At 44.9% G+C, this 22,086-nt stretch carries 23 protein-coding genes, 1 tRNA gene and 1 pseudogene; 1 reads left to right on the top strand and 24 read right to left on the bottom strand.

Features of this window, described 5'->3' with window-relative positions; genetic code table 11:
- Window positions 1–92 precede the first annotated feature (92 nt).
- The 5 genes from gap to LLY41_RS03590 form a co-directional block, all read right to left on the bottom strand.
- Window positions 93–1,100 carry a type I glyceraldehyde-3-phosphate dehydrogenase gene (gene gap / locus LLY41_RS03610; protein WP_304586982.1) on the bottom strand — a complete coding sequence of 336 codons (1,008 nt, stop codon included), beginning with the start codon at window positions 1,098–1,100 and terminating at the stop codon, window positions 93–95.
- 45 nt (window positions 1,101–1,145) lie between these two features.
- The gene (locus tag LLY41_RS03605) at window positions 1,146–2,168 is read right to left on the bottom strand and encodes a sugar-binding transcriptional regulator (protein ID WP_304586981.1); all 1,023 of its coding nucleotides are present in this window, start codon (window positions 2,166–2,168) and stop codon (window positions 1,146–1,148) included.
- Between the two features lie 135 nt (window positions 2,169–2,303).
- On the bottom strand, window positions 2,304–2,552 hold the full coding sequence (locus LLY41_RS03600) for a glutaredoxin family protein (RefSeq protein WP_304586980.1): 249 nt from the start codon (window positions 2,550–2,552) through the stop codon (window positions 2,304–2,306).
- Window positions 2,553–2,569: 17 nt separating this feature from the next.
- Window positions 2,570–3,901 carry an RNA polymerase factor sigma-54 gene (rpoN, locus tag LLY41_RS03595; protein ID WP_304586979.1) on the bottom strand — a complete coding sequence of 444 codons (1,332 nt, stop codon included), beginning with the start codon at window positions 3,899–3,901 and terminating at the stop codon, window positions 2,570–2,572.
- Window positions 3,902–4,170: 269 nt separating this feature from the next.
- Window positions 4,171–4,242: transfer RNA gene (locus tag LLY41_RS03590), tRNA-Arg, on the bottom strand.
- A gap of 306 nt (window positions 4,243–4,548) precedes the next feature.
- Between LLY41_RS03590 and clpP the strand changes: the two genes are divergently transcribed.
- The gene (clpP, locus tag LLY41_RS03585) at window positions 4,549–5,154 is read left to right on the top strand and encodes an ATP-dependent Clp endopeptidase proteolytic subunit ClpP (RefSeq protein WP_095243503.1); all 606 of its coding nucleotides are present in this window, start codon (window positions 4,549–4,551) and stop codon (window positions 5,152–5,154) included.
- Window positions 5,155–5,259: 105 nt separating this feature from the next.
- Here the strand turns inward: clpP and LLY41_RS03580 are convergent, their stop codons facing one another.
- The 19 genes and pseudogenes from LLY41_RS03580 to LLY41_RS03490 form a co-directional block, all read right to left on the bottom strand.
- On the bottom strand, window positions 5,260–5,517 hold the full coding sequence (locus LLY41_RS03580) for an HPr family phosphocarrier protein (protein ID WP_009331822.1): 258 nt from the start codon (window positions 5,515–5,517) through the stop codon (window positions 5,260–5,262).
- 29 nt (window positions 5,518–5,546) lie between these two features.
- Window positions 5,547–6,496: pseudogene (whiA, locus tag LLY41_RS03575) on the bottom strand (DNA-binding protein WhiA).
- 119 nt (window positions 6,497–6,615) lie between these two features.
- The gene (locus LLY41_RS03570; protein ID WP_095243501.1) at window positions 6,616–7,593 is read right to left on the bottom strand and encodes a gluconeogenesis factor YvcK family protein; all 978 of its coding nucleotides are present in this window, start codon (window positions 7,591–7,593) and stop codon (window positions 6,616–6,618) included.
- A complete protein-coding gene (gene rapZ / locus LLY41_RS03565) occupies window positions 7,590–8,483 on the bottom strand; it encodes an RNase adapter RapZ (RefSeq protein WP_095243500.1) in 894 nt (297 codons plus the stop codon). Before rapZ ends, LLY41_RS03570 begins: the two co-directional genes overlap by 4 nt.
- Window positions 8,484–8,510: 27 nt before the next feature.
- On the bottom strand, window positions 8,511–8,969 hold the full coding sequence (locus tag LLY41_RS03560; RefSeq protein WP_035329286.1) for an 8-oxo-dGTP diphosphatase: 459 nt from the start codon (window positions 8,967–8,969) through the stop codon (window positions 8,511–8,513).
- Window positions 8,970–9,305: 336 nt separating this feature from the next.
- Complete coding sequence (gene trxB / locus LLY41_RS03555) at window positions 9,306–10,256, bottom strand: thioredoxin-disulfide reductase (RefSeq protein WP_095243499.1); 951 nt, start codon at window positions 10,254–10,256, stop codon at window positions 9,306–9,308.
- A gap of 127 nt (window positions 10,257–10,383) precedes the next feature.
- Complete coding sequence (locus tag LLY41_RS03550; RefSeq protein WP_304586978.1) at window positions 10,384–11,883, bottom strand: tetratricopeptide repeat protein; 1,500 nt, start codon at window positions 11,881–11,883, stop codon at window positions 10,384–10,386.
- 98 nt (window positions 11,884–11,981) lie between these two features.
- Window positions 11,982–13,028, bottom strand: coding sequence for a nuclease-related domain-containing protein (locus LLY41_RS03545; protein ID WP_304588007.1), 1,047 nt, complete (start codon window positions 13,026–13,028; stop codon window positions 11,982–11,984).
- A gap of 224 nt (window positions 13,029–13,252) precedes the next feature.
- Window positions 13,253–13,894 (bottom strand): bifunctional phosphoribosyl-AMP cyclohydrolase/phosphoribosyl-ATP diphosphatase HisIE, encoded by a 642-nt coding sequence (gene hisIE, locus LLY41_RS03540; RefSeq protein ID WP_304586977.1) that lies wholly within the window; start codon window positions 13,892–13,894, stop codon window positions 13,253–13,255.
- On the bottom strand, window positions 13,891–14,649 hold the full coding sequence (hisF, locus tag LLY41_RS03535) for an imidazole glycerol phosphate synthase subunit HisF (RefSeq protein WP_095243495.1): 759 nt from the start codon (window positions 14,647–14,649) through the stop codon (window positions 13,891–13,893). Before hisF ends, hisIE begins: the two co-directional genes overlap by 4 nt.
- Complete coding sequence (hisA, locus tag LLY41_RS03530; protein ID WP_304586976.1) at window positions 14,649–15,380, bottom strand: 1-(5-phosphoribosyl)-5-[(5-phosphoribosylamino)methylideneamino]imidazole-4-carboxamide isomerase; 732 nt, start codon at window positions 15,378–15,380, stop codon at window positions 14,649–14,651. The genes hisF and hisA overlap by 1 nt, the downstream gene beginning before the upstream one ends.
- Window positions 15,377–16,015 (bottom strand): imidazole glycerol phosphate synthase subunit HisH, encoded by a 639-nt coding sequence (gene hisH, locus LLY41_RS03525; protein WP_304586975.1) that lies wholly within the window; start codon window positions 16,013–16,015, stop codon window positions 15,377–15,379. Before hisH ends, hisA begins: the two co-directional genes overlap by 4 nt.
- Window positions 16,016–16,603 carry an imidazoleglycerol-phosphate dehydratase HisB gene (gene hisB, locus LLY41_RS03520; protein ID WP_304586974.1) on the bottom strand — a complete coding sequence of 196 codons (588 nt, stop codon included), beginning with the start codon at window positions 16,601–16,603 and terminating at the stop codon, window positions 16,016–16,018.
- Window positions 16,604–16,618: 15 nt separating this feature from the next.
- Entirely contained in the window at window positions 16,619–17,890 is a 1,272-nt protein-coding gene (hisD, locus tag LLY41_RS03515) for a histidinol dehydrogenase (protein ID WP_304586973.1), read from the bottom strand.
- Window positions 17,891–17,906: 16 nt separating this feature from the next.
- Window positions 17,907–18,551, bottom strand: a complete 645-nt coding sequence (gene hisG, locus LLY41_RS03510; protein WP_035329276.1) for an ATP phosphoribosyltransferase — start codon at window positions 18,549–18,551, stop codon at window positions 17,907–17,909.
- On the bottom strand, window positions 18,548–19,732 hold the full coding sequence (locus tag LLY41_RS03505; protein WP_095243491.1) for an ATP phosphoribosyltransferase regulatory subunit: 1,185 nt from the start codon (window positions 19,730–19,732) through the stop codon (window positions 18,548–18,550). Before LLY41_RS03505 ends, hisG begins: the two co-directional genes overlap by 4 nt.
- Before the next feature lie 219 nt (window positions 19,733–19,951).
- Entirely contained in the window at window positions 19,952–20,503 is a 552-nt protein-coding gene (locus LLY41_RS03500) for an acyltransferase (RefSeq protein WP_304586972.1), read from the bottom strand.
- Window positions 20,500–21,147 carry a pyrophosphatase PpaX gene (gene ppaX / locus LLY41_RS03495; protein ID WP_304586971.1) on the bottom strand — a complete coding sequence of 216 codons (648 nt, stop codon included), beginning with the start codon at window positions 21,145–21,147 and terminating at the stop codon, window positions 20,500–20,502. The genes LLY41_RS03500 and ppaX overlap by 4 nt, the downstream gene beginning before the upstream one ends.
- Window positions 21,137–22,084 (bottom strand): nucleoside recognition domain-containing protein, encoded by a 948-nt coding sequence (locus LLY41_RS03490; RefSeq protein WP_304586970.1) that lies wholly within the window; start codon window positions 22,082–22,084, stop codon window positions 21,137–21,139. The genes ppaX and LLY41_RS03490 overlap by 11 nt, the downstream gene beginning before the upstream one ends.
- Window positions 22,085–22,086 lie beyond the last annotated feature (2 nt).

Below are 22,086 nucleotides of genomic sequence, written 5' to 3'. Positions count from 1 at the left end.
CTAGCGATTTGAATATCCAACAAGATGAGGTGTTTTTTCAGAGAAAAAAGTCAGCTTGTGAATGCTTCGTATAACGAATATTTTTGTGAGAATTAAAGCCCTTTTTGAGCGATGTAGTCAACAAGGTCAACTACACGGTTAGAGTAACCAGATTCGTTGTCATACCAAGAGATTACTTTTACCATGTTGCCTTCCATAACCATTGTAGAAAGTGCATCGATTGTAGAAGATGCAGGGTTTCCGTTGTAGTCGCCAGATACTAATGGCTCTTCGCTGTAAGCAAGGATGCCTTTCAGGTCGCCTTCAGCAGCTGTTCTAAGAGCATTGTTTACTTCTTCAGCAGTTACGTCTTTATCCAGCTCCACAACAAGGTCAACAAGAGAAACGTTTGGAGTTGGAACACGCATAGCTCCACCGTTCAATTTGCCTTTTAGTTCAGGCAATACTAGAGATACTGCTTTTGCAGCTCCAGTAGTTGTAGGAATGATGTTTTCCGCTGCTGCACGTGCACGGCGGTAGTCCTTGTGTGGCAAGTCAAGGATTTGCTGGTCATTTGTGTATGAGTGAACAGTTGTCATCATACCGCGCTTGATGCCAAAGCTGTCGTTCAAAACTTTTGCAAATGGAGCCAAGCAGTTTGTTGTACAAGAAGCATTAGAGATTACATGATGGTTTGCAGCATCATATTTCTCATGGTTAACACCCATAACAACTGTGATATCTTCTTCAGATGCAGGAGCTGAGATGATTACTTTCTTAGCACCAGCTTCAAGATGTTTCGCAGCGTCAGCACGCTTTGTGAAACGTCCAGTAGATTCTACTACTACTTCTACGCCAAGATCTCCCCATCCTAATTGAGCAGGATCGCGCTCTGCAATAACTTTTACTTTATGTCCGCCAACAACAAGATAATCGCCGTCAACAGTTACTTCTTCATTTAGAGTTCCGTGTACGGAATCGTATTTTAAAAGGTGTGCAAGCATGTTTGCATCTGTAAGGTCATTTACTGCTACAACCTCTACGTTAGGGTTTTTAAGAGCTGCACGGAAAACAACGCGCCCGATTCTTCCAAATCCGTTAATACCAACTTTAACTGCCATGAATATTTCCTCCTTGAAAAGGTAGATTTTATATTTGAAAAGGGATTACCCTTTTATCAACTGTTTTGCTGCACCTTCGTCTGTCACTAGTATGGTAGAGGATGGTGCCCGTTTCATGTATGCAGCGATGGCTTTAGCCTTTGTGGAGCCGCCTGCTACTGCAATGACATGTTCAATTTGTGATAGGTCATCCAGCTGAAGGCCGATGGTCTGAACCTTATGTACAATCTCGCCGCCTTCATTGAAGTAATAGCCAAATGATTCCCCGACTGCTTTGGCTTGCTTGATTTTAACCAAATCTTCTTCACTGGTTTTGCGGCGTTCCGCCATTGTAATAGCGTCCCCAATCCCGTGCAAAACCATGCTTGCCGATTTGATCTGGGTGATTACTTCCTTAATATTGGGTTCTTTAATAATGCTTTCATACATCTCCCTGCTTACCTGGTCCGGCACATACAGGACACGGTGCCTGGAATCAGTATGATCAGCCATTTTGGCACAAATGGTGTTAGCCTGGTTTTTAACATCTTCGCCTATTCCGCCACGTGCCGGCACAAACAGCCAATCACGTTCGGCAAGATCAGGAGTAAGCATCTCCGCTACGGCTGCCATTGTGGACCCGCCTGTAACTGCGATGATATTTTTTCCTTTGAGGCTTGATTTCATACACATTGCTGTTGCTCTGCCAAGCTCCTGCTTCACCCATGGAGATTCATCGCTGTTTCCGGAAACAATGATCGCCTGGCGAATGCCAAGCTTTCGGGATAATTCCTGCTCCATTACGGCTATACCCGAAATATCTCTCATTATTCCTTCAAGAGCTCCGAGTAATTCTTTGCCATCGGGAGAAAGACTCATTCCTGTACTTGAAATGAGGATCAGGTTCTGGTCTTTTAAAAATTCAACCTCACTTCTCAGCACTCTTTCCGTCAACCCCATACTGACTGCAAGGCTTCTTCTTCCAACCGGCTCCATCAGCCCAATGTAATGAAGAATCCCATAACGCTTCTGCATAACCGCAAGCATATCAGGCAATAATCTTTTTTGAATATCAATTAGTGAGTACATCCGGAAAGCTCCTTCATCATATGTGGTCATTTTTTGTCCCGCATAGACATATTATGTCCCACTTACTGCAAAAAAAATCACCCTTGCTTCTTCTCAATAATAGCAAGAGTGAGTATTGAAATCAACTGATAAAACTCAGTTTTTTTCTGTAAGCGCTTCACTTACTGTAATAGGGTCAATATGCCCGAACTGTACTTCACGCCCTTCAATTTCAACTACCGGAATCATAAGTCCATACTTTTCAGTCAGTTCATCGCTCTCATCAATATCTTTTTCAATTAACGTAAATTCATAGTCTCTCTTTAATTCAACTAACACACTCTTAGCTTTATCACACAGCGGGCATCTGCTGCGTGTATAAAACACTAGCTCTGGCTGTTTCAATCAGCAAATCTCCTTTGTCAGTCATACCTTTTCCGTTTGGATGATGACGGGATGCTCAGCTGATCCCGATATTTTGCAATCGTTCTTCTGCTGACAACCATCCCCTCTTTTTCCTTCAGCAGCTTCACAAGCTCCTGATCGGATAAAGGCTTTTGTTTATTTTCTTTTTCTATCATTTTACCAATAATCGTCTTGACCTGCTGTGAAGACGTATTCTCATCAGATGTCGTTTTGATCGTGCTGGAGAAGAACGATCTCAGTTCATACGTCCCAAATGGCGTTTGCGCATACTTTTCCCGGACTGCCCTGCTCACTGTTGATTCATGAATGTCGAGTTCATCTGATATTTCCTTCATTGTCATCGGCTTCAGATGTGCTGGCCCTTTAATGAAAAAGTCCTGCTGCTTTTCAACAATTTTAAGAGTCACATTTGCAAGAGTCTCTTTCCTCTGCTCAATACTTCTTATAATCCATTGATAATCCTGCTGCTTTTCCTGCAGGAAACGGCTGACATTTCGATCACCACTAGCCGAGAACTTTTTATAATAAGGTTCATTAAAGCTGATTTTGGGAAGTACTTCATCAAAAACACTGACTGAAAAAGAGCTGCCATCCCACTGAATAATCACGTCCGGTGTTATGTAGGCGGATTTTTCGCTCTGGAAGGATGAAGCCGGCCTTGGGTTCAACGTCTGCACAAGGTCAAATACCGTCTGTATGTCTCTAAGCTCCACACCGAGCTGTTTTGCGATTTCTTTCCACTTCTTTTCAGCAAACAGGGTAAAGTATTCATCTATAATGATTTCAGCCAGTTCATTTTCTTGCGGCAATCTCTTAATCTGGAGGGACAGACACTCCTGAAGATTTCTTGCACCAACGCCGGCGGGCTCAAGTTCCTGCAGCTCTTCAAGCATCTGCTCCACTTTCTCAAGGGGCATGTTAAGAGCATCGGCTAATGCCTTCAGGTCCGCCCGGAAGTAACCGTTTTCATCAAGGCTGTCAATAAGATGCTCAATCACTTTTTGTTCATCCCTGTTTAAATTCAAATGAAGCTGTGATTTCAAATATTCATCAAGCAGCACGGTCTTTCCGCAGCCAATCTGCTCAATCCAATTTATTTTATCTTTTTCGGCTTTTATCCTTGTCGGTTTGACACGGTCATAACGGGGATCCATCGACTGGACATGACCGGACTCTACTTTTAGAAGGGGATTTTCAAGCGCCTTGCTTTCCAGGAAAGCAGAAAGCTCCTGTGTGCTGTATTGCAGAAGGGCAATCGCCTGCGTCAGCTCCTGTGTCATTGTTAATTTCATTGTCTGCTGCTGCCATAACCCAGCTTTCAAATTCATCGTACATTCCCCCTGTCCCCATTTTACAATATTCACAGAAAATGTTGTATGGAAATATCCTGGCAATCACCAACCGAACCGGCACTTCTTTCTGAATACTTCACAATATGCGTGGCTGAGGGGGAATATTCATTTTTTATGGTGAAACCTGCGGATTTTTTAGGTTTTTTTAACGATAGGCTTAAATTAAGAGAGAGTTTTTTAGATTTACGTGCGGAAAGTGTAAAAATAAAAACTCCCTGTCCATATCAGACAAGGAGTTTTGCTAGCGCCCTCGGCAGGAATCGAACCCACATCTCAAGAACCGGAATCTTACGTGCTATCCGTTGCACCACGAGGGCAAATAGTTTAGAAACTGGCTGACTAAGCGCTCAGCCGCTACGATAACTTATTATATGCTATGTTTATTCACTTTGCAAGCCTCCTTTTAGTTTTAAAAATCGGAACAATGGGTATCATGGAATGAGATAGCACAGCACAGAAAAAAGTGTCGAACGAATCAGCTGCTATTTCTATGCGATTCGTTTGACCTTAATTGACCATCAGTGTATCATGATAATACATAGGAGTTAAAAAATTTTCTTTACTTGGAAGAACATGCTTGTTCATCATGTATGTTGACCTTATCTTGAAGGAGGAATTGGAAAATGAACTTAATCCCTACAGTTATTGAACAAACAAATCGCGGGGAGCGCGCTTATGATATTTATTCCCGCCTTTTAAAAGACCGCATCATTATGCTCGGAAGCGGAATTGATGATAATGTGGCAAACTCCATTGTTGCCCAGCTGTTATTCCTTGAAGCTGAAAACCCTGAAAAGGACATTTCCATTTACATTAATAGCCCTGGCGGAAGCATTACAGCTGGTATGGCTATTTATGATACGATGCAATTCATCAAGCCAAAGGTACAAACCATTTGTATCGGTATGGCTGCATCCATGGGTGCATTCCTTCTTGCAGCAGGTGAAAAAGGAAAGCGTTTTGCTCTTCCAAACGCTGAAGTTATGATTCACCAGCCACTTGGCGGTGCACAAGGACAGGCGACTGAAATTGAAATCGCTGCAAAGCGCATCCTTTTCCTTCGCGAAAAATTAAACACGATCCTTTCAGAGCGTACAGGACAGCCGCTTGAAGTCATTGCAAAAGATACAGACCGCGATAACTTTATGACAGCTGAAAGAGCTCTTGAATACGGTTTGGTTGACCAGATCATTACCAGAAACTCTTTGGAAGAAAAGAAAGATAAGTAATAAGAAAAGCGGAAGCGCCTTGCTCACCCCCGACTCCTCGAGGGGTAGGCGCTGGAGCTAGACAGCTGTAAAAAAACAACTCGCATCTTCCCGATGCGAGTTGTTTTAGTTTTCCTTCTGAATATAGTTTGCCAGCGCTTCGAGAGCTTCGTTTTCGTCGTTTCCCTCAGCCTTCAGGGTAATAACTGATCCTGAGCTTACAGCCAGGCTCATTAGCCCCATAATGCTTTTTGCATTTACCTTCTTTCCATCCTTCTCCAGGAATATATCGGATGAGAACCGATTGGCCTCTTGTACGAACAATGCTGCCGGACGGGCCTGCAATCCTGTCTTCAGCTTAACTTCTACCTGTTTCTCTGCCATTGTATATCTCCTCCCTGCTGATGCCTCCATTAGTGAGCATCTATGGTGCTGCCTGCTCTGAGTTTTTCAGCGATTTCATCTATTTTTCTTAATCGGTGATTAATGCCTGATTTGCTGATATTTCCGCCTGAGACCATCTCCCCAAGCTCTTTTAAGGTGACATCCTGGTATGTTACACGCAATTCGGCTATTTCCCTCAGTTTGTCGGGCAAAATCTGCAGTCCAACTGTCTGGTCAATAAAGCGGATATTCTCCACTTGGCGCAAGGCCGCCCCGATGGTTTTGTTTAAGTTCGCTGTTTCACAATTTACGAGTCGATTGACTGAGTTTCTCATATCGCGGACAATCCGGATGTCTTCAAACCGGAGCAGAGATGCATGTGCCCCGACAATATTCAGGAATTCCGTTATTTTTTCGGCTTCCTTTAAATACGTGATATAGCCTTTTTTCCGTTCAAGCGTTTTGCTGTTCAGCCCGAACGTATTCATCAGTTCACAAAGAGCGTCATTATGCTCCTTGTAAAGTGAAGCGATCTCCAGATGATAGGAGGAGGTTTCCGGATTGTTTACCGATCCCCGGCAAGGAATGCACCGCGCAGATAAGAACGCTTACAGCATTTCTTTTTTATGAGCTCTTTGGAGATATCGTGTGTAAATACGAATCCCTCACTTAAAATTTTCAGGTCATCAAGAATCATGCTGGCCTGTTCCGTCAGCCTGACAATATATACATTGTTCTTTTTCAGCCGCATTTTTTTCCGGACCAGGAGCTCGACCTGAACGCTGTAATTCCTTTTAATCAGCGTGTAAATCCTTCTTGCAATGGCTGCATTCTCCGTCTGTATATCCACAATCAATTTCCGGCTGGAAAAAGAAAGTGACCCATTCATCCGGATTAAGGCGGACAATTCCGCTTTGCCGCAGCAGTCTTTTAATTCCAGGTTCGTCAATTCTTTTTTCGTTTCCGAAGCGAAAGACATCCCTTCACCCCCTATCCGTAAAAGTGCTTAGCCAGAGACATATAAAAAGATATTCTTTACTGAGCAAACGTATGCACAGTTTATTTTTTTACTGGCAAAAGCCCTTTTACACCTTTATATTACGCGTTAAAACGCCTATTAGTTTCATGTAAAATTAAATCATAAAGCATTTGGGCAACTTCTTTTGTATCATGGCGAATGATCCCGCCTTTGTGGCTGACAATTTCACCGGGCATAATATCAAGGCCCAATTCGGCAAGTGCACCCGTATCATACACAACAGGCCTTGCCATTTCCTCGCTGTACCGCTCCTGAATATGAGCAGGAATTTCTTCATTGTTTACCAGGATGGTATTGATAAAAGCACAGCTCATATGAGCATACAGCGCTTTGACATGGTCACTCGCTGTATAGTCGAGCGTCTCGCCTGCCTGTGTCATTAAATTGCATATATAAACTTTTTTCGCTTTCGATTGACAGACCTCACGTCCGAGCCTGGGAACAAGCAAGTTTGGAAGAATACTTGTATATAAGCTTCCGGGACCAATGATGATCATGTCAGCCTGTCTGATTGCCTGCAGTGATTCAGGCAGGGCTTTAATATTTTTAGGAGTTAAAAACACCCGCTTGATTTTTTTGCCGGAATAAGGAATCTTTGATTCTCCCGATACGATGGTCCCGTCTTCCATTTCAGCATGAAGAACCACACTCTGGTTGGCAGCAGGCAGTACCTTTCCTCTTACGTTTAACACCTTGCTCATCTCCTGAATTGCATGAACAAAGTTTCCGGTAATCGAGGTCATTGCCGCGAGAATTAAATTGCCAAGCGAGTGCCCGGACAATTCATTGGATGTCGCAAAGCGATGCTGGAACATCTCCTCAATGAGCGGCTCAACGTCTGAAAGAGCGGCCAGCACATTGCGGATGTCACCGGGCGGCGGGATATGAAGATCATTCCGTAATCTCCCTGAGCTGCCGCCATCATCGGCTACTGTCACAATGGCAGTAATATCAACAGGGTACTGCTTCAGTCCCCTTAAGAGGACAGGCAGCCCCGTTCCTCCGCCGATGATGACGATTCTTGGCTGTCGGTTCATTTGATGTTTTCCTTTCTCCTGTCGATGTCACGGTGGGTAATTGCCGTATTGTAATCCTTGCTGAAGTAGTCTGCAATATATTCCGTCAGCGCTACCGAACGGTGCTGGCCTCCCGTACATCCAATTGCCACCACCAATTGAGCCTTCCCTTCCCGCTTATAATGCGGAAGCATAAAGCTCAGCAGCTCCGTAACCTTCTCCAAGAATTTACTGGTTTCCGTCCATTTCAGCACATAGCCCGATACCTCTGCATCCAAACCTGTCTTCGGCCTCATATGTTCAATATAATGGGGATTCGGAAGGAACCGGACATCGAATACCAGGTCGGCATCAATTGGAATTCCATGCTTAAAGCCAAAAGACATGACGTTAACCGTAAATATTGTTTTTTTATTCAATGAGAATTCCGTAAGTATTTTCTCGCGCAATTCCCTCGGTTTCATTTGTGAAGTATTATAAATCAGCCGTGCCCTGCCTTTTAATTCCTCGAGCAGCTCACGTTCAAGCTTGATGCCTTCCAGAGGCAATCCTGATGGTGCAAGGGGATGGAACCGTCTTGTTTCTTTATATCTTCTGACGAGTGTGGAATCATCCGCATCAAGATATAAAATCTGCGGAGTGACCCAGGATGTCTCGGACAATTCATCGAGCGCCTTAAACAGGTGGTCAAAAAACTCACGTCCGCGCAAATCCATCACCAATGCCACCTTATTCATTTTATTCCCGGATTCCTTCATAAGTTCAAGGAATTTAGGAAGCAGCGTCGGCGGCAAATTGTCTACACAGAAGAAGCCAAGATCTTCAAAGCTTTGGATGGCTACTGTTTTCCCCGCCCCTGACATTCCCGTAATAATCACCATTTGAGTATCATTAACTGCACCCGTACTCATTTTTATTTCCCCCTGTATCTGTCAAATTCAGCTTGGATCCAGCCTGTAACTAAGCAATTCAAAATCCGGCGTATACGTAAATGTTCCATAAATCATTCCCTGGCCATGAATCATATACTCCAAAATATGCGAATCACCGGCAGCCATCGGCAGATTCTTTATCTCTGAAAACGGATGCCAGCGAAGCTTGCCTTCCTCTGATTCATCCAGGTTCAGCCCATCAGAAGCTGTAGCCAGAAAAGTAAACATCATCCACTCCTGCACAACCTTTTCGCCATCCTTCATGATGAACGTAAAAATGCCTTTAATATTCGGATTGCGCAGATAGATGCCTGTTTCCTCCCTGAACTCACGGATGCACGAGTCCCTCACTGATTCACCCGGCTCCATTTTACCGCCCGGGGCCACCCACCAGCCTCTTCTCGGCTTTTGTAAAAGCAATACTTTATCGTCTTTCAGTAGCACACAGTTCGTGACTCGCTGCAACACATTTCACCTCTAATTTTCAAAATCAGGCCGCTGCCGCCCTTTTCATAAAAGCAAAGGCTGGCTAACGTACTTTTATTATTCTTTTCATTATACTATTTTTGTCTTAGAGCCACAATGAATACAGGTTTCTAAAAAACTTCTTCAATTCATACTGTATTTACGCAAAAAAAGAGCACAGGCATGTGCCTGTGCTTTAAAAAGGATTATATCTTTAAAAGGGGGTCAATTTCTATTCCTATACTACCCGAATTTTATTTCATCAAGGTTACAGGAGAATTAAAACCCCATGACTTTTTGTAAAACTTTTCAACCAGTGGCTATTTTTTCTAAAAATTATTTCTTCGCTTTCAGGCTTTCCATTAATTCTTCCACATAGTGCTGGGCGCTTTGGGCAGCGATGCTTCCATCACCTGTAGCTGTAACGATTTGGCGAAGGGACTTCTCGCGGATATCTCCTGCTGCAAAAATGCCTTCCACCTTTGTTTCCATTCTTTCATTTGTTTCGATATAGCCGCTGCTGTTTGTGATGCCAAGGCTTTCAAATGGCTTGGAAAGAGGAACCATGCCGATATAGATGAATACACCATCCGCCTTGAATTCTCTTTCTTCGCCGGTTTCAGCAGAAACAAGTGTTACGCTTCCCACTTTTCCGTCCTTGTCATTGACTTCCTTCACTGTCGTGTTCCAGATGAAGTCAATTTTTTCATTGTCAAACGCGCGCTGCTGCAGAATTGCCTGCGCACGAAGCTGGTCCCGTCTATGAACGATTGTCACTTTAGAGGCGAAACGAGTCAAATATACGCCTTCCTCAACAGCAGAGTCACCGCCGCCGACAACCACAAGCTCTTTGCCTTTAAAGAATGCTCCATCACAGACCGCGCAATAAGATACACCGCGTCCGCCAAGCTCTTTCTCTCCAGGAATGCCAAGCTTTTTGTACTCGGCACCAGTAGAAATAATGACTGAACGTGTTTTATATTGCTTTGATCCGGCAACAACCGTTTTGTATTCTTCACCGTCAATGATTTCTTTAATATCTCCATACGCATATTCAGCGCCAAACTTCTTAGCATGATCGAACATTTTGGTGGATAAATCCGGACCTAAAATATGGTCAAAACCAGGATAGTTTTCCACTTCTTCTGTATTGGCCATTTGTCCGCCCGGAACACCGCGTTCGATCATTAGAGTAGACAAGTTTGCACGAGATGTATATACAGCAGCAGTCATCCCTGCCGGTCCTGCACCAGCAATAATGACATCATAAATTTTTTCTTCAGTCACAGCGTTTCACTCCTTCAGTAATCAGAAATCCAGTAATTAATAAAACACTTTATAAGTACGCATATTATAGTATGACCTTCTTACTGTTATCCTATAAAATTGGCACGTGTTCCGTCCAAATATCTGCTCACTGAAGGCGGTCATTCACCGATTTTACATATTTGCCCATCGTTGAAGCGGAAATGCCGTATCTTCCTGCAATCTTTGACTGGGAAACCTTTTCGTTGCGAAGCTTATGCCAGACATACTCAATGGCTGCAGCCCAGGCATTTTTGTTTTTAATATTCTGCCGGTTATTTGTCAATTCTGCAAAAATAGTAAACCACATTAAATAAAGTCCGGCTTCCACCGTGCCGATCGGGTGGAAGTTTTCATAAAACAGCCGGGCCGTTTCGTGTGCAGCCTGAACCTGGGCAGGCGCTTCCTGCTCAGTTTTAACGTAAGAAAGATAATCCTTCTCTATAGCTGAGAACTTATTGTTTCCTACAATTGCTTCAGAGATGAGTATTTCATCCCGTCTGCTGGATACCGATGTTAGGAAGAGGCCGAATAAGCGCTCTTCAATATAGTCGCTTTCCAGCTTTTTCAATATGGAAGAGTAATGGTCTTCAAAGCCGCTGCCGGTTACTTTTTCATCGTTCCATGGCTCGAAGCCTTCTTTTTCCGGATTGATTTCAATTGCCTTCTTCCAAGCTGATTTCGCCAGCTCTTCACGCCCTGTGAAATAGGCGGAATAGGATAGCCAGTAATAAAATGGTCCGTCCCCTTCAAAGCCTTTCTTCTGAAGCTTGCGAAGCCATGCAAAGGAAGCCTCATACTCGCCGGTTAAAGCAAATGTGGCACCAAGCTTGAACTGGTGTTCAACCGAAAGCGGCTTGATTTTTTTCAGAGCCTCTTTCAACAGGCGCACCTGCCGGAAATCCCGCTCGTAAAAAGCAAAGACCAGCTTGTTGCAAAGCGCATGAAGATTACCCGGATTTTCTTCCAGTACCTTCTCTAAAATATCTGCCGCCTTTTGCACTTCTCCCAGGTAAAAATACGCCAGGGCCAAATTATTGTATGCGGACCAATACTCCGGATACTCATCAATAACAGAGTTCAGAATCTCAACCGCTTTTGGAAAATGGCCGGACTCCAGCAATTCCCGTGCATGTTCCTGCTTCGTTATCAAGTCATCCTGCTCGTACAGCTCGTCATCCAGATCATCCGCTTCAAGCGTAAGAAGCTCCAGCAGATCCTCTGTATCGTCCGTAAACTCTCCGTCCTGATCCAACTCCAGATACGTATTGGCATGCGTGTAAGCATCTTTGAAAAGGCCCATATGAGCATAGTTGTTGGCAAGGAAATAATGGCATTCCGACATATCCTCATCAAGCTCTTCCAATATCATATGAAGCAGCAGGTTGGACTCCTGATACTCACCCATTTCTGACTGAACAATCGCAAGCTGGCAGACAATCATCGGTTCACCCGGCTCAAGCTGCATAGCCCGCATTAAATATTTCTTCGCTTTATGAAAATCCCTGCGGTGGTACGCCTTAATCCCTTTGGAAAAATAGTACTCACCATTCGGGATAAATGACAGTAACTTTCCCTTTTGGTGTCTAGCTTTAGAGTCTTTACTCATGAAATCCTCCATAAATGTTAGTAACTAAAGTAGTATATCACACGAACAAGCCTCGGGAGAAGGGAAGATATGACAATACTATTTCCAATCGTATTTTTTTATTGAAAATCTTGCCGCGGTAATGTTTTAAAGGGGTATTGCGTTGATTTAGCGGTGATGGTATTTAATTCGGAGATTAAGTGGAAGTTTGGAGGCGGGTGGTAGCGACGGCCTTTGTTTGTGCCGGTGTGGGGGAGGTTGAGGGATTTTAATAGTCTTCTGGAAATATGGGAAGAATTCAGTTGAAGGAAATCTCGAAATTCCTTATTCGAAATCGGCTGATCATTATTTAATAGAAATAAATCGGTTACTGCTTTAAGATGAGCGTCACTGCTTTTCAAGGTGCAGCCCTGGCAAACCCAAACACCATCTATTCTTTTCATGGAAACTGAGATGCATACTGGACAGAGAACCCCTTTAATAACTTCATCTTGTGATATTTTATAAAAATTTAAGATATCAAATTTCTCAGGAGTATGCTCCTTTAAAAAAGTTTTAGAAATCTTTTTGAGCTCCTTATTTGTGAGTGGGGTTTGTTTACTTGTCATATCTAACTTTTCAATTTTGTTCAGTAAATATTGGACATGTGTGATTTTTTGGTGGATTAGACTATTATCTGAGGACGATTGCAGGATTGTAGAAGGCCTGCTAATCACAACACAGAATTCGACCCGAAGACGGATGCTGCGTTTCATTAACCATTTCTCTAATTCCCTTGCCTGTTGGCTGGCTTGCTCGATTGGGTTAGAATAGCCCTTTTGTTCACCGTTATGTGTTGTCTGGATCATTTGATTAAACTGTGATTCAAAGTATAGTTTTCCGGAGATATTTTTTACTTCTAAAATGAGGGCGAATTTCGAAGAGAGGATGAGTGTATCGATTTGGAAGAAGTATTGTCCATTTGTCAGTCGCAATCCATGAAAAATCATATATTCATCTGCCGGCAGTTTGCTTAAATGGAAGTCTAAAGCTGCTTCTCCCCGATATCCTGCCCACCTTTTTGCCTGGTCTTCTTCAATTTCAGCACGAACTTTATGATTTTTCGGAAGTCTTCTTAGAAGCACTTCATTTTTCTGAATTCTTATTGGAATTGTTCGATGTTTCATGATCAAAAGCATCACTCCTTCTATTAGCTATATAAATATTCTTCTGAAGAAGCGTAATTTCCTGCTTAGATTTTTGTTATATTTTTATATCTGGCATGTTTTCAATTATATCTAGCACATTTCATAATTTATCTAGCATCATTCTTCTTTTATCTAACATGTTCTAAAATTTATCTGGCATCTTCGAGAATTTATCTTACATTTGACATAGAAAACCGACCTCCCTATTCGGAGGCCGGTTCTTTCTTTTCATGCCGTTTATTAAGCACCTTCAAGACTTCGCTAAAAGGCAGTTCCTGCTCGCGCAGCAGCACCATCAAATGATAAATCAGGTCAGCCGCTTCCCATTTCAGTTCTTCTTTGTCACGGTTTTTCGCAGCGATGATGACTTCTGCGGATTCTTCGCCTACCTTCTTCAGGATTTTATCCACGCCTTTTTCAAAAAGATAGGTTGTGTAGGCTCCTTCTGGGCGTGTCCTTTCGCGTTCTTCAATGACTTTTTCAAGTGTATTAAGGATTTCGTATTCAGATAAACCGCCTGACTCTTCCCCGTATACTCTTTCCTCAAAGCAGCTGACTGTTCCCTTGTGGCAGGCAGGTCCCGCAGGTTCAACCAGAACCACAATGGCATCCTGGTCACAGTCAAGCTTCATTTCTGCAATTTTCTGCGTGTTTCCGCTTGTTGCCCCTTTGTGCCACAGCTCATTGCGGGAACGGCTGAAAAACCAGGTCTCCCCTGTTTCCGCTGATTTTAAAAGAGATTCCCGATTCATATAAGCTAATGTTAATACTTCTTTTGTGTTCGCATCTTGCACAACGGCAGGGATCAGTCCCTTTTCGTCAAACTTTACACCATCGATATTCATCGGACTACCACCCCTTTTTCCTTAATGAAAGATTTCACTTCTGCAACAGATGTTTCTTTATAGTGAAAAATAGATGCTGCCAATGCGGCATCCGCTTTTCCATCGATGAATGCTTCCGCAAAGTGATCGGCGTTTCCTGCCCCGCCAGAAGCAATAACCGGAATCGAAACCGCCTCGCTTACTGCTTTCGTCAGATGGATATCGAAGCCCTTTTTCTCACCGTCCGAGTCCATGCTTGTGAGTAAAATTTCTCCAGCCCCGCGCTCGGCCGCTTCACGGGCCCAGGCAATGACTTCAAGATCAGTCGGTGTCCGTCCGCCATGTGTGTACACGCGCCAGGAACCGAGCTGTTCATCGTATTTAGCGTCAATTGCCACAACGATGCACTGTGATCCGAAGAAATTTGCCCCTTCTGTAATTAGATCTGGATTATTTACGGCAGCTGTATTAAGAGAAACCTTATCAGCCCCCGCCCGCAAAATTCGCTTCATATCTTCAAGCGCGTTTATCCCTCCGCCGACTGTAAAGGGAATGGCCAGCTCAGACGCAACAGCCTTCACAACTTCAACCATTGTCTTCCGCCCTTCATGTGAAGCGGAGATATCGAGGAAAACCAGCTCGTCAGCTCCCTGCCCATCATAAAAGCGGGCAAGCTCAACCGGGTCTCCGGCATCACGCAGCTGCACAAATTGCACTCCTTTTACCACACGGCCGTCCTTTACATCCAGACAGGGAACGATGCGTTTCGTCAGCATTATGCCTTCACCTCTTTCAGAGCTTCCGCTACGGTAAACCGGCCTTCATATATTGCCTTTCCAACGATGGCCCCCGCGACACCTTCTGATGCGTATTCCTGAAGTTCCGCCAAATCAGCCAGCTGACTGACCCCGCCGGATGCAATTACACTTTTTCCGGTTTCCCGTGCAAGCAGGCGAACAGCTTCAACGTTCGGCCCAGATAGCATCCCATCTGTTGCGATATCCGTAAAAATAAATGTTTCCGCACCGGCGTCGGCAAATCGCTTACCCAAGTCAACTGCCTTTACTTCAGAAGTTTCAAGCCAGCCGTGTGTGGCCACATAGCCATTTTTCGCATCAAGCCCTACCGCTATGGCTTTGCCATATTTGCGGATCATCTCAATAGCAAACTCAGGATTGGAGATGGCAATGCTTCCAATAATTACGCGTGTTACACCATTATCAAGATAATGAAGGATGTCTTCTTCTGTACGGATGCCACCACCGATCTGAACGGAGACGCCAAGTTCGCGGGCAGCCTGGATGACATACTGATCATTAACCTGCTTCCCATCCTTTGCCCCGTCGAGATCGACCATATGAATCCAGTCTGCTCCTTCATCAGTAAATTTTTTGGCCATATCAAACGGAGAGTCGCCATACACCGTTTCCTTATCATAATCCCCCTGCAGGAGCCGGACGCATTTGCCGCCTCTCATATCGATTGCCGGATAGATCGTAAAACTCATTTTACAGACATCCTTTCTTCAACCAGCTCGGTAAAATTGCGTAAAAGCGCCATGCCGAGCGAACTGCTTTTTTCCGGGTGGAACTGCATGCCGAACACATTGCCTCTGCCGACTACTGCCGGCACATCTACATCATACAAGCTGCTGCTGATAACTACTTCTTTATCATTTGTATCTACAAAATAAGAGTGGACGAAATAGACATAATCTTCATCAAGCCCTTTTAAAATCGGCGAGCCCTGCAGGAATTCAAGACGGTTCCAGCCCATATGCGGAACTTTGTACGTTTCACCTTCTGCTGTTGTGCCGGGAAACCGCCTCACTTGGCCAGGCAGAAGCTGCAATCCTTCTGTCAGTCCATTCTCTTCACTGCTCTCAAATAAAAGCTGCATGCCAAGGCAAATGCCAAGGAGCGGCTTGCCTGTATCAGCAAACTCCTTTACCAGATCTGCCAGGCCAGTAGAATTTAAGATACTCATTGCATCCTTGAAAGAGCCGACACCCGGCAGAATTAAAGCGTCTGCTTTCAGGAGCTCAAGCTTATTTTCAGAAAGGAAATAAGGAACCTCCAACCGTTCAAGTGCTTTACTGACACTAAACAAATTCCCCATTCCGTAATCGATGATGCCGATCATTTACAACAGCCCTTTCGTTGAGGGAACTCCCTTAATCCGCGGATCGATCGTCGTTGCTTCATCCAGCGCACGAGCCATCGCTTTGAAAATCGCCTCAATGATGTGGTGTGTATTCTGTCCATAGTGAACGATGACATGCAGGTTCATTCTCGCTTCAAGCGCAAGTTTCCAGAGAAATTCATGCACTAGCTCTGTATCAAATGTCCCCACCTTTTGGCTCGGGAACTCGGCACGCATCTCCAGGTGAGGGCGGTTGCTGAGGTCAACAACAACTTGAGCCAGCGCTTCGTCCATTGGAACAAAAGCATTTCCGTAGCGCTTGATGCCTTTTTTATCTCCTAAAGCATCCTTCAGCACCTGGCCTAAGCAGATGCCAATGTCCTCTGTTGTGTGGTGGTCATCCACGTCTGTATCGCCGTTTGCAACGATGTTCAAGTCAAATTGTCCGTGCTTGGCAAACAGGTCCAGCATATGTGTCATAAAAGGCACGCCTGTTTCCAGATCGCTTTTGCCTTCGCCGTCTATATTCAAGGATAGAGTGATATTCGTTTCATTGGTTTTACGTGAAATTTCAGCAGTTCTGGCCATGATTATTCCTCCAGCTTATTTTCTTAGTCTCGTCTCAATGGATCTGGCATGGGCTTCAAGACCTTCCAGACGCGCAAAGGCCGCAATTTTTTCCCCATTATCCTTTAATGCTTTTTCACTGTATAAAAGAATGCTTGATTTCTTTTGAAAATCCTCCACATTAAGCGGGCTTGAAAAACGGGCTGTCCCGTTTGTCGGCAGGACGTGGTTTGGACCGGCAAAATAGTCGCCAACCGGTTCAGGGCTGAATCTTCCGAGGAAGATCGCTCCTGCATGACGAATCCGCCCGAGAAGCTCCATTGGATTCACTGTTAAAATTTCAAGATGTTCCGGAGCCAGGCTGTTAACCGTTTCAACCGCTTCATCCATGCTTTCCGTCACATAAATAGCTCCGTAATTCCTGATGGACCCAGCGGCAATTTCCTGGCGGGGCAGCTCGGCAAGCTGGCGTTCCACTTCTGCTGACACCGCTTCTGCCAAAGCAGATGATGGTGTCACAAGGACTGCGCTTGCCATCGGGTCGTGTTCTGCCTGTGATAATAAATCTGCCGCCACTTCCTCCGCATGTGCTGTCTCATCTGCCAATATAGCGATTTCACTTGGACCTGCAATCATATCTATATCCACATCCCCAAAAACTTCGCGTTTTGCGAGGGCAACGTAGATATTCCCCGGACCTGTGATCTTGTCGACAGGCCGGATCGATTCAGTTCCATATGCCAATGCAGCGATTGCCTGGGCTCCGCCTACTTTATAGACTTCTTCCGCACCGGCGATGTGTGCTGCTGCCAGAACAGCCGGAGGCAGCTTTCCAGTCTTTTTATCAGGAGGAGAGGTAATCACGATTCTCTTGACTCCCGCAACCTTTGCAGGAATCACATTCATGAGTACAGATGACGGGTATGCCGCCGTTCCGCCCGGAACATACAGGCCGACTGAATCAAGCGGTGTGATCTTTTGGCCAAGGACTGTGCCGTTCTCTTCTGTTGTCATCCAGGAAGGACGGAGCTGTTTTTCATGAAAAGACCGGATATTTCCGGCAGCTTCTTTAATGATCTCAAGGATCTTTCCATCCACTTGACTCAAAGCTTCTTCTATTTCAGCCTGTGGTACCTTTAATTCATCCAGAGAGATGCCATCAAATTTTTCTGTGTATTCTTTTAAAGCCTGATCGCCGTTTTGGCGGACTGTTTCAATTATATTTTTTACAATCGCCCGCTGTTCTTCTGTTCCGTTATCAACGGACCGTTTAATTGAAATCCGGTCATCAACTTTTAAAATTTTCATAGGGTTCTACATCCTTTTAAGAGCTTATTTCTTCTCCTGAAATAACTTCTGTCAGCCGGCCAACCAGCTCGCTGATGCGTTCATCCTTGATACGGTAGCTGACTGGATTGACGATCAATCTTGATGTGATTCCGACAATGGTTTCGTATTCAACGAGCCCGTTTTCTTTCAGTGTCCGGCCGGTTGATACGATATCCACGATCCGGTCCGCCAGCCCGATCATCGGGGCCAGTTCTATTGAGCCGTTCAATTTAATGATCTCCACCTGCTCCCCCTGTTCACGGAAATACGCTGCCGCAATCTGCGGATACTTTGTAGCAATTTTAGGGGCCACATCATTCAGCCTGGTGTTTGGCAGTCCCGCAACAGCGAGATAACAGGCACTAATTTTCAAATCAAGAAGCTCGTAGACATCCCGCTCTTCTTCAAGCATTACGTCCTTTCCGGCAATCCCAAGGTCTGCTACACCATGTTCCACATATGTTGGCACATCCATCGGCTTTGCCAGGATAAAGCGGAAATTTTCTTCCGGCACATCGATGATCAATTTGCGTGAATCATCAAATTCCGGAGGCAGTTGAAAGCCTGCACGGCGGAGCAATTCAGCTGCTTCTTCAAATATGCGGCCCTTTGGCATCGCAATCGTTAAAACATCACTCATTTTATGCTCTCCTTTCCAGCTTTACCGACTAAAAAGGTAATGTCCTCATACTGGCTGGTGCAGGCATCTATGTCCTTAACACCGCTAATATCCTGCAGGACCACTTTCTTTCCGGCAGAACGTTCTTTCTTCGCAAAATCGAATGCCTCTTTGCGGCGTTCCGGACTGTATAAAATGCAGTAAACAGGTTCAGCCTCCTGGCTGTCTTCCAGCGCTTCCAGCAGGCGGTCCAATCTGATGGCAAAGCCGGTTGCCCCCGTATCTTTTCCGAATTTTTGAAGCAGCAGATCATAGCGGCCTCCATTTCCGATCGGGAAACCAACATTTCCTGCATATACTTCAAAAAGAATGCCCGTATAGTAGCTCATATGGCTGACAAGCGTTAAATCAAATTTAACTGTGCCTTCCTGGCCATAGTCCTGCATAATGCTCCAAAGCTGTTCAAGCTCGGCTAATGCCTTTTTTCCTGTGCCGTTTTCCAGAAGGCCATAGGCAATCTCAATGACTTCTTCCCCGCCCCTTAATTTAAGGAAATCAAGAAGCCTTTGTTTATCAATGGACGAAAGGGCCAGACTCTTTACATGCTCCCTGTATCCTACATAATTTTTCTCATACAAAAATCGTGTCAGGTTTTCCACTCGTTCTTCCGTTCCTAAAATCTGCTGGAAAAAGTCACGGACAAAGCCGATGTGGCCTGCTGAAAGCTGAAAATTCTGAAGCCCTGCTTCTTTTAGAGCAGAGATCATGAGTGCCATTCCTTCGCCATCCGCACTAATCGTATGATCGCCAATGCATTCAACACCGATTTGCTCAAACTCAGCCGGCCTGCCGCCCTCCCGCTGCTGTGCACGGTATACATTGGCGGAATACGCAAGCCTGATCGGCAGCTCGTCTTTTAAGAGACGGGCTGCTGCCACCCTTGCAATCGGCGCTGTCATATCCGGCCGGAGCACCAGGGTATGGCCCTGCTGATCAAGAAGCTTGAACAGCTGCTGATCCAATATCGCTGAAGCCGCCCCGACTGTTTCGTAGTATTCAAGTGCAGGCGTTTCGATAAACTGATAGCCCCAGCGTTTCATTTCCTCCTGGATGGATGTACGGACTGCAGCTTTTCTTTCGTATAGATCAGGTAATGTATCTCTCATGCCTAACGGCTTTTCAAACATAAATAATCGGCTCAAACCATTCACCTCTATGACTTAAAAATTCCGAATCCTTTAGTTCGCTAATATGGTAGTAGATTGAAGTTATATGTAGTTTAACGCGCATTCACGGCTCCGTCAACCAAAAGAGACAGAAAAATAAAAAAGACTCCTTTTTTTAAAAAGGAGCTTACTTATATAGTTTGTTCTTTTTTCTATAGGTTATTTGAAGTTATTGATTATAAAAACTCCGCCAGCCTAAGCAAGCGGAGTTTTATTTTTATCTGTACCATATATCGGATCGTCCGCCCAGCGAGCGGCAAGCTCTTCCTTTGTATAGATGACACGCATCGGGTTGCCGCCGACAAAGGCTCCGGCAGGGACATCTTTATGGACAAGCGTTCCGGCTGAAATAATCGCACCATCACCGATTGTGACACCCGGCAGTATAGTTGAATTAGCGCCAATCATGACTTCACTGCCAATTTCAACCCGGCCGAGGCGGTATTCCTTAATCAGATATTCATGAGCGAGGATTGTCGTGTTGTAGCCGATGACCGTGTTGCGGCCGACACTTATTTTTTCCGGGAACATGACATCCAGCATCACCATGAGTGCAAATGATGTCTGGTCCCCCACCTTCATTCTCAGGAAGTTACGGTAGAGCCAATTCTTCATGCCCAGAAATGGCGTATAGCGCGCAAGCTGAATCACAATAAAGTTTTTGACAACCTTCAGGAACGGAACCGTTTTATAAACATGCCAGAGTGAATTTCCTCCCTCTACCGGAAAACGCTCCGTTTTTCTCATTGGTTTTCTGCCTCAAGAATATCGAGCAGGTCAGCCATATTGTCCAGCATATAATCCGGCTCAAAGCGCGCGAGGAATTCAATGCCTTTCGCTGTCCAGGCTACACCAGCCGTTTTCGTGCCGGCGTTTTTTCCGCCATCGATATCGTGTGAATTATCGCCGACCATAATGGCTTCCTCCGGCTTCGCATCCAGCAGGCTCAACGCCTTCAAGATTGGCTCCGGATCCGGCTTTGGCTTCTCCACATGATCAAGCGTGACAACCACATCGAAGAACTGATCAAGATTTGTCAGCTTTAAGCCCTTTTCAACTACATTGGAAACTTTCGTCGTAACAATGCCCAGTTTATATCCTGATTCTTTTAAAGTCCGAACCGTTTCAAACACGCCGGCAAATTCCTTCACAAGCAAGTCGTGGTTCTTAATATTGTACTCCCGGTAAACTGAGATCATTTCCTCCACTTTTTCAGGGTTGATGGTCTCAAATGTTTCATGCAGGGTCGGCCCCATGAACGGAAGAACATCTTCCCGCTGATAGCGGTCAGGATAATATTTTCCGAGTGTATGCAAAAACGAGGAAATAATCAATTCGTTTGTGTCAATTAATGTTCCATCTAAATCAAATAATAGTGTGTTAATGCTCATATGTTGCTTCCTTTCTTTTTGCCAGATCAGCACGGTTCCAAATCATCGCCACCACCAGTGTCAGAATGACCGCCACACCCAGACGGATCAGCAGCAGCGGCAGCACTGGAATGCCAAGCGGCACGAAAATCAGTGTATCTTCGACGACTGCGTGGCAGGCTACAAGGAAAATAAATGCGATCGTTACATCTTTTTTGCTGACGCCATCTTCCTCTACAGCCTGGATCATGACACCCGCCCCATAGGCAAGGCCAATCACCAATCCGGCTGCAAGGGTTGTAGACGTATTTTCTTTCATTCCAAGTGCCCTGGTCACAGGCGCCATCCATCTTGAAAAGACAGCAAGCCATTGCTTATCTTTTAAAATCTGAATAATAATCATCAGCGGGATGACGATGATGGCAAGCTGGAGAATGCCAAGCAAAGCCGTCAGCAGTGCATCCAGCAGGATTGGCAATGCCCCCGACACCTGCTCTTCCTTTGCCGGTATAAATCCGTACTTAGCCGTTTCAGATCCGCCCTGCCAAACAAGGTTGATAACAATGGCACTCAACAGCGCCAATCCGAAACGGACGGTAAGAACGACCCAAAGCTTAACGCCAACCTTCAAAGCAACTCCCGTTTCAATCAGCATATTATGTGAAAACGACAGCATGACGGCAATAATAAACACTTCTTTAACCGTTAAATCGAGCGTAAGAATAGCTCCAATTCCGGCGTACAAATTCAAGAAGTTCCCCAAAACAAGCGGTATGGCTGCATCTCCTGACAGCCCAATCAAATTCATAAGGGGTGTGATCAGCTTGATAACCCATGGAAGCACCGGCGTATGCTGCAGCAGTGCCACAATCAGCGTGACCGGGAATATGACTTTCCCGAGTGTCCATGTTGTTTTTAAGCCGGCCATCAGCCCCCTTTTGGATGATTCAACCAGCATTT

Source organism: Cytobacillus firmus (assembly GCF_023612095.1).
Classification (GTDB): domain Bacteria; phylum Bacillota; class Bacilli; order Bacillales; family Cytobacillaceae; genus Cytobacillus.
The sequence above is the reverse complement of the archived record's forward strand: the minus strand, read 5'-3'. Positions and strand labels throughout refer to the sequence as shown.